Origin of the sequence: Asticcacaulis sp. AC466 (assembly GCF_000495815.1) — a bacterium.
In the GTDB taxonomy this organism is placed as follows: domain Bacteria; phylum Pseudomonadota; class Alphaproteobacteria; order Caulobacterales; family Caulobacteraceae; genus Asticcacaulis.
In genome coordinates, this window is record NZ_AWGE01000008.1 from 50,938 (window position 1) to 64,013 (window position 13,076).

Consider the following 13,076-nt stretch of genomic DNA (forward strand, 5'->3'; position numbering starts at 1 on the left):
GTTGGGTGTGACGCGCGCATGGCGTGGTCTGATGACAAAATGGGTCCATGGGTCATGACGGCCCCTGACGTTTCCTGAACGCCGGGGTCTGCGCCCCGATCGCCTTCTGCATTTGGGTTTTAGCCTTAGCCACGCCGCCGATTCCGCCGGGAGCCGGCGAAAGCTAGGGCATGGCAATAGAGGCATATCGCCCGTCAGTATTGTAACATGAAATTTTCGCAATACATCATCACGCAGACGAAAAAAGAGGCGGTTTGACGTGGTTGTCGACGAGTTTCCCGCTCAGCGATAGCCTCTATCTGTCAAGGAATACCCAGGCTTGTGATTGTCTTTTTGCGCCGAGGCGAAAGGGTTTTGGGGTTGTGACCAAATGATCACATTTATGATTTGAATTTTTGGAAATGCATCATTTAATGATTTAATTTGATGTTTTCGATAAATAATTGTCTGAGTTAATGGGTGGCTTTTGCCATAAAAAAGCCGCCTCCGGTGCGGGGCCGAAGGCGGTAGGGACGTATGGGTAGGGGAATCGAACCCTATTTGACCGAGCGGATCGGCAGGACGAAGAAGGACCCGGCGAAGACGAAGACGATGGCCGCGATAAACAGGACGCGATAATCGGTATCGAAATATTTGAGCAGTTGCGCCGCCATGACCGGAGAAATGATCTGGGGGATGTTCACCGCCGTGGTCAGCAGGCCGAGATCCTTGCCCGCTTCGCCGGTGTCCTTGGGCAAGACCTGCGTCATCAGGGCCATGTCGATTGACATGAAGGCGCCATAGCCGATGCCGATCAGGGCGGCGTAGCCGTACATGCCATTCAGGTTCGGCATGATCAGCGGCACCACCAGCGCCGCACCCATGATCAGGCTGGCCGCGAAGACAAACGGCTTGCGGCGCTTGACCCAGTCGGACAGCACGCCGGACAGGAAGGACGAGGTCATGACACAGACAAAGGTGATGGCCGACACTGTGCCGATTACGATATTGGCGCGGTCGGTGCCCAGGCCGATATAGTCCTGAAGGATGTAGAGCAGGTAGGTGACGATGGCCTGATAGCCCATATAGATGGTAAAACGGCCGGCGAAGGCCCACCAGAAGTCGGGATAGGCCTTGGGGTCGATCCAGAAGCCTTTGGCAAAGTCGCCGAGGCTGAATTTGACCAGAGGTTGGCCCTTTGACGACGTGTCGGGATTAAGTATGACAAAGGCGATGCAGCAGATGGCGATGGCGGCGGCGAACACCCCATAGGCTAGCGGCATATTGTCGGCGAGGCGGCCGGCGACAATCATCCCGACCGTGCCCCCCGCCGTCATGCCGGCGCCGACGAAGCCGGACGCCGTGCCGCGCGCGTGTTCGGGAAACCGGTCGGCGACCACGGTCGTCAGGGCCGGCTGCATGGCGTTGAGCGCGATGGCGGCAACGACCCAAACGGCGGTGATGGTCCAGAAGGTCGGCATGTAGGCGACACTGGCCAGGGCGACGGCGCCAATGATCGATCCGGCGACGATCCAGGGCGTGCGCCGTCCCCAGGTGGACAGTGTCCGGTCGGAAAAGGCGCCGGCGATCGGTGTGGTCAGGGTTGAAAAGATCGAGGTCACGAAGAACATCAGCCCGAGGTTTTCCACCTTGTGCGCCGGGTCGAGCGCGGCGATCTGGTTCGGCAGCAAAACCGCCAGCACGCCGCAGTAGAGGGCCAGCAGCATGAAAAAGCAGATGAACAGCGAGATGAGCAGCTTCCAGCGCGCGGCGCCTTCGACATGCGGAATGCCCAGACTGACGGCGGGGGCTTCGGTTAAGGTCGGCTGCTGATCCATGGTTTCCTCTTGTTTTGTTTTTTTCTTATACGCGATATAGGCGCCGGGCGGTCCGTGACCAGACTTGGGCCTGGGCGTCCGGCGGTAAATGGGCGAGGGCATCGGCCACGACCGACCGCCAGCGCGAATAGCCGCCGGCCAGTTCGACGACGGGCCAGTCGCCGCCGAAGAGGCAGCGATCCGCGCCGAACGCCGTCAGGGCGTGGTCGAGATAGGGGCGTAGCTGATCGGGTGTCCAGGTTTCCCAGTCGGCTTCGGTCGGCAGGCCGGACAGTTTGCACGCCACACCCGGCATATGCGACAGCACCGTGATATGGTCGGCCCAGCCATTGGCGTCGATGTCCGCGCCATGCGTCTTGATGTCCGGTTTGCCGAGGTGGTCGATCACGACGCGCGCGTCGGGTACGGTGGCGAACAGCTGTTCGAGCGCCTGACGCAGCTCCGGCAATTGGCGCGCGCGGATGCACATATCCAGGCTAAAGCCTGCGCGCGCGGCGGCGGCGAGCCCCGCAATATAGCCCGGGGAGGTCATGAAGCCATCCGGCTCGTTCTGGGCGCTGCGCCGGATGCCCACCACCTTGGGCTGGTTTTTCAAAGCGGCGATGTGTGCTGTATCGCCCCGTTCGAGCGGGGCAAAGGCAACAATGCCCAGAATCGGAAACGCAAGGCCGGCGACCCATTCGGCCTCGGCCAGCGCCTGGGCCGGATCGCAGTCGGCCTGCACGAAGATCGCGCCCTCTATCTGCGCACCCGTGGCGGCGAACTCCGCCGGGCCCATGCGGCCGCTGATCGCGGGCACATATTTCAGCCAGTCGTAGCTCAGCAGGGCCGGGTCCCAGACATGCAGGTGGGCGTCGATCATGGCATCATTTTCCGGCCTTGCCACCGTTTCCGGGCAGGACATCCCAGCCTTTGTCGCGGACGGGCGCCAGGATCGCTTCGACCTGCGCCAAAAGAGCCTGATCGATGGGTTGCGACAGGGCGGCGATATTGTCACGCATGTTGGCCGGACTGGAAGAGCCAATCACGGTCGTGGCCATGCCGTTTTGAATTGCGCCCTGAAGGGCGAATTGCAAGGCCAGTCGCGATATGTCGGTGCCGGCAGCTTCGCACAGGCGCGCCGCTTCGGCCGCTGCGGCATGGACCGAGGCATGGCCCGGATGCCAGTCGGGTGGGCCGCGCCGGGTCAGCAGGCCCATGCCGAGCGGCGATGCGTTGAAGACGCTGATGCCGTGGGCCTGAAGGCGCCGAGCCACGGGGGCCAGGCGCTGGTCCTGGAGCGTGTAGGTGCAGTAGGCCATGACGGTATCGACGTTGTGTTCGACGGCGACGCGTTCAAGCAACGGCAGGTCGTAGCCGGTGATGCCGACGAAACCGATGACGCCTTGTCGCTTCAGATCGTGCAAGGTGGGAATCGCTTCTTCGACCAACTGGCGATAGTCGCCCATTTCGATATCGTGGCATTGCAGCACGTCGATATGGCCACAGCCAAGGCGGGCAAGGCTGGCGTCAAGGCTGCGCAAGGTGGCGTCGCGCGAAAAATCCCAGTCCTTGTCGCCGTAACGGCCGATCTTGGTGGCCAGGACATAGCGGTCGCGCGCGATGCCGGACAGGGCGTGGCCTAGCGCGGTTTCGGCCTTGGTCAGACCGTAATAGGGGGCGACATCGATGAAATTAACGCCGAGCTCCAGGGCCGTATGCACGGTGGCGTCGGCATTGTCCTGGGACACATCGGAATAGACGCTGCCAAGCGACGCCGCCCCCAGGGCGAGGGCGGATATGGCGGGGCCATTCGGCGACAGGCGGGTTTTATGCATGAAAGAGATCCTGGGCGAGCTATTGGCCGGGCCGTAGAAGGGGGCACGACGCCCGGTGAAGCGGGAGCGGACGAGGTAGGCGTCAGGATTCGGGGACAAGGCGCAATCCCGCACGGGCTGGGCGCACGTGCGGTCCGCCGGTCACGTTCCATTGGCCGGACTGACGCTTATTGACGATCAGATCTTCATCGACGGCGATGCCCAGGCCGGGCGCGTCGCCCAGCACGATGCCGCCATCGACGATCTGCTGGTCCACAGTCAGTCCGAATGGCGTCTTCCAATCCTGCACTTCGACGGTCAGCAGATTGGGCACGGCGGCGGCGGCGTGGGCGATGGGATTGGCGTTATAGCCGACCGGCGACACCGGAAGGTTATGTGCATGGGCCGCCGTAGCCACGCGGTTGAAATGGGTGATGCCCCAGACCATGCCGGCCTGGACCACATCGACCGCGCCGGCGGTGAAGAGGGCGAGGTACTGATCGAGACCGGTCAGGTTTTCGCCTGTCGCCACGGCGCACTTGCTGGCCCGTGAAATGAGGGCATGGCCTTCGGCGTCCCAGCGGCGCACGGGCTCCTCGATCCAGGTCAGGTCGATGTGCTGTTCGATTTCGGCAATGTGGCGGACTGCCTGCTTGCGTGACCACGATTCGTTGACGTCGAACATGATGGCGGGGCGCGGGCTGTTGCGTTTAAGCACCTCACGCACGCCCACCATGCGGCGAATGTCGCGGTCGATGTCGCGGCCGCCCTTCAGCTTGGCCGAGCTATAGCCGCGATCGGCCCACTCACCGTACAGGGCATATAGGGCATCGTCGTCCAACCCCATGCACAGACCGGACGCGTAACCCGGCACGAAGCGGTCGCGCGCACCCAGGGTCCGCCACAGGGGCTCGTCCGCCAGCTTGGCCTTCAAATCCCACAGCGCCATATCGACCGCACCGATGGCCCCATAAGTCGCGCCGGCATGGCCGCTTTTGAATACATGCGCCAGCATCCGGTCATATAGGGCCGAGACGGCGCGCGGGTCTTCACCTTCGACCGCGGGAAAGACGCGGGCGATATCGGCGTGCGCGCCCAGGCCGACGCCGGTTACGCCTTCGTCCGTTTCCAGCAACAGAATCGGCACGTCGGTAATGCCCGACATGACCAGACCGTTGACGTCTCCGATCGGGCGGCCCCAGTTGTGGATGGTGGTGAGGCTGCGATACCCGGTAATTTTCATCTGAACGACTTTAGAAGGACGGGACGGGTCCCGTCATATGGAATTATAATATGTATGACGACATTAGCATGCGTCCTGTGGGGTGACAAGCGGCATAAATGGAACGGCGCGGGTGAATTTTTCCCGGCAATTGCGCGACCGGATTCGACCGCTCAGCCGCTACAGATTCTAAGTCATTGAAAAGGTGTTGAAACAGGGCTTGCGGGGCTTCGCAAAATATATGACATATGCTCTTTCTGAGCCTGTCGCGTCGGGATTGAAAGCCGTGATGTTTTCGAGTCTTCCGTGGTAATCTCATTAGATTCGCCCCCGTTAAGGTACAATCGATTGACCGCCATCGCCTTTTCCGCCCGTAACGCCCGCCGCCGTCCTCGCCTTGCCGTGGCCGTCGTCGAAGATCTGGTCACCGCCATAGTGACCGAAGTGTATCCGGCCGGCTCCGCCTTGCCGCCGGAAAACGTGCTGTGCGACATGTTCGAAGTCAGCCGCACCGTTATCCGCGAAGCCACGACCGCCATGACCGAAAAGGGGCTGGTCGTGTCGCAGCAGGGGCGGGGCACGATCGTTCAGGATTCGTCGCATTGGAGCCTGCTTGACCCGATGGTGCTGGGCGCCCTGTTCCAGCGCGACGACGGGCTAAGCTACCTCGATAACCTTGTCGAAATTCGCGTGACGCTGGAAGCCTCGATGGCCGCCAAGGCCGCGAAGAAGGCGACGGTGGAGGACCTGGCCGAGCTGACGGCGCAGATGGAAAAGCTGGAAAGCCTGATTCCGACGCCTGCGGCCTATGTCCACGAAGACGTGAAATTCCACGACATCATCATGCGCGTGTCCGGCGACCGGCTGAGCGAGGCCATCATCAACTCCATTCAGGGCAAGGCGCTGAAAAATCTCAACTATTCCGGCAAGCTTAATATTGCTCATATCAAGGAAACCCACGCCGCCCATGTTCAGGTCTATCAGGCGATCCTGAAACACGATGCGGATGCCGCCGCCAAGGCCATGCGCGACCACATCGAAGGGTCGTGGAAGAAGCGCCGCCCAACCAGCCTCAAGGCGTGAAACGGTCATCCTTGCGTCGCAGTCGTCGCTAGCCGGCTAGCACTCGACTCAAGGCTGACCGTTTCACGCGTCGGTGTTTTAAGAGACGGTGGTGATGTCGGAGCCGTTCTTTTGAACGACGGTATTGGATGCAAAGCCGTCGATGCGGCCGCCTTTTACATCGTCGAGCACGATGACCGGGCGGGCGTCGGGCTTTTCAACCTCAAAGGTGCAGCCCGTAAGCGTGAGGCCGCGCACATTGCGGGCATAGAACCCATAGGCGGGCAAGGTGCCCATAAAGCTGACCTCCAGGCTCGATTCCCGTTTTTCCTTTGGTGTCCGCGCCGCATCTTCCGCCGTGCCGCCACCGGAACTGACGACGAGGACGTTGCGAAAGCTGACATCCATGATCGGCGCGTCGGGGATGCCCTGAACGCCGCAAGGGTAGCGGCCATCGGCGCCGGACACCTGAATGGTATCAAACCGCACGCGGCGACAGGCGCCGACGCTTGTGCCTTCGGGGGCGCGCAGGCGGGCGGCCTGACGCACGAACAGAGGATGATTGACCGGGTTGCGCAGGACGATGTTTGAAATCACCACGTCTTCGAGCACGCCGCCATCCACCACGCCGACCAGAATGCCGCGCGTGTTTTCGCAATCGCAGTCGCTGATGCGGATATTGCGGAAACCGCCATTGCTTTCGGTGCCGAGCTTGATGCGCCCCAGCACTCCGATATCGTCGACCGAGCGGTAGTCGGACGCGCGATAGGTGCCGTCGAGCACCGAGCCCATGGCAAAACCGGAGGTCCGGCAATTGGTGATGCTGATGTTTTCGGAAACGATCTTGCGGCCCAGGGCATAGCTCGATTTGACGACGATAGCGTCGTCCTTGGGCGCATTGACGCGGCAATTGACGACCTGAACGTCGCGGCAGCAATCGACATCTATGCCGTCGCGGTCCGTATCGACCAGGATGGTGTCGATGGTCGCGTTGCGGCATCCCAGGAGATGACAGGCAAAATGACCGCCCTGCAAAATGGTGATGTCGCGGACGAGCACATTACGGCAGTTTTTTAGCCCAAGGGCGCGAATCCCTTTGCCCTGCATGGCGACTTCCTTGGGATCAGCCGACCGGGGCGCGATCCAACCGGTGACGCCGTGCCAGCGCGCACCCGGGTCTTCGCGCACCAGTCCCTTGCCGTGGATGACGCCGCGCCCGATGACGGAGACATGATCGGCGCCATCGGCATAGATCAGGCTGCAATGGAATTGTGTGATGCCGAAATCCTGAAACTGTTCGGGCAGATCGGCTTCGGCGACGTCATAGCCGCCCTTATGGATGGCCGGATCGGCGGCTTCCAGTACGCAGCCTTCGGCCAGCAGCAGGGTGATGTTGTCGAACAGGCGGATCGAAAAACTGAGATAGCGTCCGGCGGGAAGCAGGACCGTGCCGCCGCCCGCTTTGACGGCGGCCGCGACGGCGCGGTTGATGGCGGGGCTGTCCACGGTGACACCGTCGCCGCGCGCACCGAAGTCGCGAACATCGAACAGGCCGCGTGCCGCCAGGGCAGGGAGGGCTATCAGGGCTGCAGCACCGGTGAGCAGAGAGCGACGGATCACGACGGTTTCCTTATCTTTTCGGCGACTGGCGATCCATCCGGCTTGGGCAGGTCGGCGGGCTTGGGCCTGGGCTTCACGTCGCCGAATTCGACCGGCCCGGCCTCTGGCATGATGCCGGCATTGGCCATGACCTGACGCGCGCCGTCCGGCCATTTGCCATCGGTGACCAGATGATCGTCGACGATCAGGTCTTCCTGATAGGCCGACCAGATGCCGCCGGTCGTGGTGGTGTTATGCCAGTTGCCGCGCGCGGTGTTGTTGGTCGAGGTGCGCAGGGGCAGGGCGGAGCGTGCCGTATTGATATTCAGCCACTGGCTGGCGTCCTCGATAACATTGTTGCGCGCCAGTATGCCGCGCGATCCTTCGTCGAAATACAAGGCGATGCGGTCGCCGATATCGAAGACATGGTTTTCGGCGAATACGCAGTCGGGGCAGGCGCCCAGATTGTAGATCGCGCCGCCGTCCTTGAACAATTGCTTGACCTTATAGACACGGTTGAAGCCGACGAAGACGTCCTTGTGCGTTGTCGGCGTATCGTAGACGGGATTGCCGCCGCCGCCGGCCGCCACCGTGCCGTAACCGCGCTGACGCGTGCGGTAGTTGGGGTTGCCACCGGCATCGACATAGCCCCAGCCATAGCCGACATCTATGGCGTCATAGGGGGCGTCGCTGATGTCGTTATGCAGGATGACCACGTTCCAGACATAGGTGCTGAGGATGGCCGAATTGTCCTTGTAATCCTGGCTGATGTTCTGGATCAGGTTGTTTTCGACAATGAGCTGGCGGTTGGTCAGTTTCGGATCGGACGGGTGGTGCGCGTCAGGCAGCACGCCGCCGGAGGAAATGGCCCCGCCGGCCAGGTCGGTGAAAACATTGCGCGACACGACGATGTCGGCGGTGGCCAGTCCTTGGCCCGACAGGTTGGCATTGGCGTCGTTGCCGATGCCGAGCGCATACTGACCCAGGTGAGCGAAGACATTACTGTCCAGCACGATGTGTTCGGCAGCAGCGAATTGCACGGCGGCCGGTGTCTGGTGCCAGGTATTGCGCACGGTTTCGAATTCCGGGCAACCGGTCTTGCATACGGTCAACACGTCCTTCGGAAAGGCCGCTGCCTTGCCAGTCAGGAAGGAGCCGCTTTGCTGGCTGGCGAATCCTTCGGGCGAAGATGGGCCCATCCATGACGTATAGGAAAATTGCAGGCCCGACAGGGTCAGGTCGGACAGGGGCGCCTCAGGGGTGCCGGCGGCGCTGATCAGGACTTCGAGCCGCGGCAGGACGACCCGCGCCGTTTTCATGTCGGCGTCCTGGGCCGGCCGGTAATAGAGCATTCCGGCGGCGGGATCGATGTACCACTGGTTGGGCTTGGTCAGGAAGGCCAGGCTGTTTTGCAGAAGCAGGTGCGACCACTCCGGATGGAAGGGGTAGGGGATGCTGTCATAGCCCCAGATATTGTTCGACCAGGCCGGCTGTTGCATGATGAGGGTATTGCCGGTGATCGTTTCGACCGGCGAAAAGCGGGCGGTGAAGAAGCCCTGGCTTTCGACTTCGATGCGGCGCTGGTCTGGCAGCTTGGCCAGCCAGGCCAGGGATGAGTCCTTGAGCGTCATGCCGGTTTCGGTGAAGGTCACGGCGTCGCGGGAAATCTCCATCTGGGCGCGCTGCGCCAGGCGGTCATTGACCCACAGCTGGCGCGTATCCGTGCCCTTGGGCACGTCGGCGACATAGATATGCCGCGCCGCGTCGAACAGTTTCCAGCCCTTGACCTCGACCCCGCCGGACAGGACAGGGCGAGCATTTGGCGCGTTTTTCCAGGTGACCTTGAACCCCTTCTGTCCGCCGTCGACGCGTGTGAAGACCAGGGGCGCGGTCAAGGCATAGGTGCCATTGGCCAGAACGACCGTCACGTCTCCCGCCGTATTGGCCAGCCGCACGGCGGCCTGGGCCCGCGTCAGGGAGCGGAAGGGTTTGGCGGCCGTGCCGTCATTGGCGTCGTCTCCCTTGGGCGAGACATGGATTTCGCGGGAGGGGTGTTCCCATTTGGTCTGGGCATGGACGGGCAGGGCCAGACCGGCGCCGAGCAGCGCCAGATAGAGGCGGGGATTGATGGGCATTTTTTATGTCTCCTCTTTATCGGCGGAACACGTATCGGCCGGACCCGACCTCGAAACGCACCTGTCCGGCGGCGCGGGTCACACCGCGAATATCGGCATGGCGGTCAACGGGCGTATTCCCTTCGCGCCATGGTCCGTCCGGCAATATCACCTCGGCCACCGCATTGGGGGGGACGGTGAGGTCATAGCGGGTCAGGCCGCCGGCGTTGCCTTCGCATTTGCCGGCGAACAGACCGAGGCAAGAGTCGTAGGTGGCACCGACCGAGCCGGCTTTCGGCAGGTAGACAGGCTCAGCACGCAACCGGCGGAAGCCGGGCGCGGCGGGCGATAGTCCAGCCAGACGGCGATACATGAAACCGCACACGGCACCGTAGGCATAGTGGTTGTAGCTGTTCATCGCCAGGTCACCCGTATCGCCGTCCCACCGTTCCCACATGGTGGTGGCGCCCTTGAGTGGCATATAGCCCCAGGACGGCTTTTCTGTCTGTAGCAGCAGGCCCGATACGGCGTCGAAATGGCCGGTATCGGCCAGCACGTCGAGCAGGTAGGGTGTACCCAGGAAGCCGGTCGATAGCTTCATGCCGCGGCGGCGGATATCGTCGGCCAGGACCTGGGCCGCACCGGCGATACGGTCGGCGGGCACCAGTTTGAAATAGAGGCTGAGGACCTGGCTGGTCTGGCTGCCATTGCCGCATTTGCCCCGTGCGTCGATGAATTCGCGGGCGAAGGCCTGGCCGATATGGCCGCGCAGGTCGCGGTATTGACCGGCCAGGTCGTCACGGCCGATGGCGTGGGCCATGTCGGTCATCAGGTCGGCGCAATAGGCCCAGTAGGCGGTGGCGCACAGGATGCGTGGTGTGGTCTCGTCGTCCGGCTTCACCGCATCGACGGACAGCCAGTCACCGAGATCGAGGCCGCGATCCTTGCGCCAGACATGGTCCGGATTACGGGTCAAAAGATAGGTCATCCACGCCGTCATGGCGTCCCAGTTTTCAGCGATGACCGCCGTGTCGCCGTAGCGTTTCCACAGAGTCCACGGCAGGATGACGCCGGCCTCGGACCAGCCCGCCGTCGTGACTTTGGGGAAGGATTCTGGCTGGGGCACGACAATGGGATAGGCGCCTTCTGGCGTCTGGGCGGCGCGGGCTTCGATCAGGAAGCGGCGGATGAAGGGATCGACCTCCATGTTGAAGGCGGCAGCGTCCAGAAAGACCTGGATATCGCCCATCCAGCCCATGCGCTCGTCGCGCTGGGGGCAGTCGGTCGGCACGGCGAAGAAATTCGAGCGCTGGCTCCACACGGCGTTGTTCCAGAACTGCTGGACCAGCGCGGAGTCGAAGGTCATGCGGCCGGTGTCGCGGCACGCCGACGACACGACGATGCCTTCGATATCGGCGGCCTTCGGGGTTCCGGGATAGTTTTCAACCTGGACATAGCGGAAGCCGTGATAGGTGAAGTGCGGTTCATAGGTTTCGCCCCCGGCGTCACCGCGCAGGGTATAGTGGTCCTGGCATTTGGCCATACGCAGATTGGCCTGATCGACCTCGCCATCGGCCTTGAGATATTCGGCGAATTTCAGGGTGACGGTCTGTCCGGCCTGGCCCCGCACCCTCAGGCGCGCCCAGCCGGCGAAATTCTGCCCGAAGTCGAAGACGTACACGCCGGGTTTCGGCTGTGTGATCCGCGCCGCGCGGCGTGTGCCGATCGGGACGAGGTGAGGACTGGTTTGCGCCAGGATGCGGGTATCGGGCGCATCGCCCAGGCGGACGCGGGGCCAGCGTGTCGCGCCGAAGCCGGGCAGGTCCCATCCCGGTGTTTGCTGGCGGGCGTCGAAGACTTCGCCATTATAGATTTCCGAACTGACGATGGCGGACTGGCCGATGCGCCAGGTGTCGTCCGTCACGATCCATTCCGAACTGCCGTCAGCATAGTCGAGGCGCAATTGCGCCAGCAGGCGGCGCGGCGCGGGACCGAAGCCGTAGCGTTCCAGCCGCCAACCAAAGGCGCTGGCATACCAGCCGTCACCGACCAAGACGCCGAAGGCGTTTTCGCCGCTGCGGATCAGCCGCGTGACGTCATAGGTCTGATAGAAGATATGATCGCGCGCCACGCTGATTTCCGGAGCGAGCCGGGCGGGCGACACAGGCTGGCCGTTCAGGCGTGCCTCATAGGCGCCAAGCGCCGTGGCATAGAGGCGGGCATTGACCACCCGTCCCTTCGGCGTGAAGGCGGTGCGCAATTGCATGGCGGGTTCGGCCGGGCGCGGATCGTTTTGCGCGTCCGAACCCGATTTTTGCGCGTTGGTCCAGTCGGTGGCATCGAAAGTCGCCGCCGTCCAGCCTTCCGGCGGCAGGGGCCGGACCTTCCAGTGGTTGTCGCTGACCAAGCGCTTGATCGTGCCGTCGGACAGGCGCAGCCGGATCAGGGCCGCGAACGCCCCGCCATCGACCGGAAAGAAGCCGGTGGTTTCAGCTTGGACCATAACGCAGACGCTATTGCGGCCGGGTTTGAGGCGGGCGGGGACGGGGACCAGCGTGCCCCAGTTGGGCACGGGCTGATCGGGAACGGGCAGGGTTTCACCATTGGCCCATACCCCCCGTATCCAGTCCTTGCCGGAAATCAGAACGTCAGCCGATACCAGAGATGTCGGCACGTCGAAATCGAGACGAAAGGCATGCAGGCGGTCATCGAGCGCGGTTTGCGACCAGATCCATTGCAAGGCGGCGGCGCGGTCGCCTTCGGCCAGTCCGTCTTCGGCGACGATCCATCGGGCCTTCCAGTCGTCAGGGGTGAGCAGGCCGGTCTCGAACCAGGTCGCGGCCGACCGGGCGACCCGGCCGCGATTGTCCGTCACCTCGACCGACCACCAGACGCGCTGCATGGCGGCAAGTGCCTTGCCCGCATAGGGGATATCGAAACAGGCCTCGCTGGCGATCACGCCTGAATCCCAAAGGTCGGCCCGGGTCGTATCCGGGGTGGAGGCGGCGCGCAGGCGGTAATGGGTTTGCATCAGGCCGCGATCCGCCCCGCTCAGGCGCCAGGACAGGCGCGGGGCCCGTTCCTGGGTGCCCAGTAATTCCACTGTCTGCTCGGCCCTCAGATCCGTCACGGCGAATCGTGCGGTCGGCGTCCTGGCCAATGCGGTATTGGCGGGAACGGCTGCGGCCACGCTTGTGGCGGCGAGGAAATGCCGCCGGTTCAGCCGGGGTCCGATAGGGGGCATGGGCGTTGTCCTGTATCCTGTGCGGCCCGATGGGAACTGCAGGCTCTAAAAATATAATACGTCATACCTATTATAGGGAGCCGATCAAATCAACCGCCGAATTGTGAGCTCTCATGCCCAAACGTGTACGCCAGGTTCAGGCAGAGATTGCGGCGCGGTAAAATTCCCCCATTGGCAGAATATCAATGTTATATTATCTTAGGTTGCCGAACCGGAGCGATA

8 protein-coding genes are annotated in these 13,076 nt (G+C 62.7%); 1 reads left to right on the top strand and 7 read right to left on the bottom strand.

All coding sequences use genetic code 11. The features are described 5' to 3' along the window. Positions 1-536: 536 nt before the first annotated feature. The 4 genes from AEAC466_RS32350 to AEAC466_RS32365 all read right to left on the bottom strand — a co-directional run bounded on the left by AEAC466_RS32350 (position 537) and on the right by AEAC466_RS32365 (position 4,856). On the bottom strand, positions 537-1,817 hold the full coding sequence (locus AEAC466_RS32350; protein WP_023457970.1) for an MFS transporter: 1,281 nt from the start codon (positions 1,815-1,817) through the stop codon (positions 537-539). 25 nt (positions 1,818-1,842) lie between these two features. Then, positions 1,843-2,679, bottom strand: coding sequence for an amidohydrolase family protein (locus AEAC466_RS32355; protein ID WP_031238626.1), 837 nt, complete (start codon positions 2,677-2,679; stop codon positions 1,843-1,845). A gap of 4 nt (positions 2,680-2,683) precedes the next feature. Beyond that, a complete protein-coding gene (locus AEAC466_RS32360) occupies positions 2,684-3,634 on the bottom strand; it encodes an aldo/keto reductase (RefSeq protein ID WP_023457972.1) in 951 nt (316 codons plus the stop codon). An 82-nt stretch (positions 3,635-3,716) separates the two neighbouring features. Further along, positions 3,717-4,856 carry a mandelate racemase/muconate lactonizing enzyme family protein gene (locus AEAC466_RS32365; protein ID WP_023457973.1) on the bottom strand — a complete coding sequence of 380 codons (1,140 nt, stop codon included), beginning with the start codon at positions 4,854-4,856 and terminating at the stop codon, positions 3,717-3,719. Between the two features lie 327 nt (positions 4,857-5,183). Here AEAC466_RS32365 and AEAC466_RS32370 point away from each other — a divergent pair, with 327 nt between their 5' ends. Next, the gene (locus AEAC466_RS32370; protein ID WP_023457974.1) at positions 5,184-5,918 is read left to right on the top strand and encodes a FadR/GntR family transcriptional regulator; all 735 of its coding nucleotides are present in this window, start codon (positions 5,184-5,186) and stop codon (positions 5,916-5,918) included. Between the two features lie 78 nt (positions 5,919-5,996). On the opposite strand, the gene AEAC466_RS32375 is transcribed toward AEAC466_RS32370, so the two are convergent. The 3 genes from AEAC466_RS32375 to AEAC466_RS32385 are packed head-to-tail and all read right to left on the bottom strand — an operon-like array spanning position 5,997 to position 12,854. Next, on the bottom strand, positions 5,997-7,517 hold the full coding sequence (locus AEAC466_RS32375) for a rhamnogalacturonidase (RefSeq protein WP_023457975.1): 1,521 nt from the start codon (positions 7,515-7,517) through the stop codon (positions 5,997-5,999). Next, positions 7,514-9,631 carry a right-handed parallel beta-helix repeat-containing protein gene (locus AEAC466_RS32380; RefSeq protein ID WP_023457976.1) on the bottom strand — a complete coding sequence of 706 codons (2,118 nt, stop codon included), beginning with the start codon at positions 9,629-9,631 and terminating at the stop codon, positions 7,514-7,516. The genes AEAC466_RS32375 and AEAC466_RS32380 overlap by 4 nt, the downstream gene beginning before the upstream one ends. A gap of 16 nt (positions 9,632-9,647) precedes the next feature. Continuing rightward, on the bottom strand, positions 9,648-12,854 hold the full coding sequence (locus tag AEAC466_RS32385; protein WP_023457977.1) for an alpha-L-rhamnosidase: 3,207 nt from the start codon (positions 12,852-12,854) through the stop codon (positions 9,648-9,650). Between the last annotated feature and the right edge of the window lie 222 nt (positions 12,855-13,076).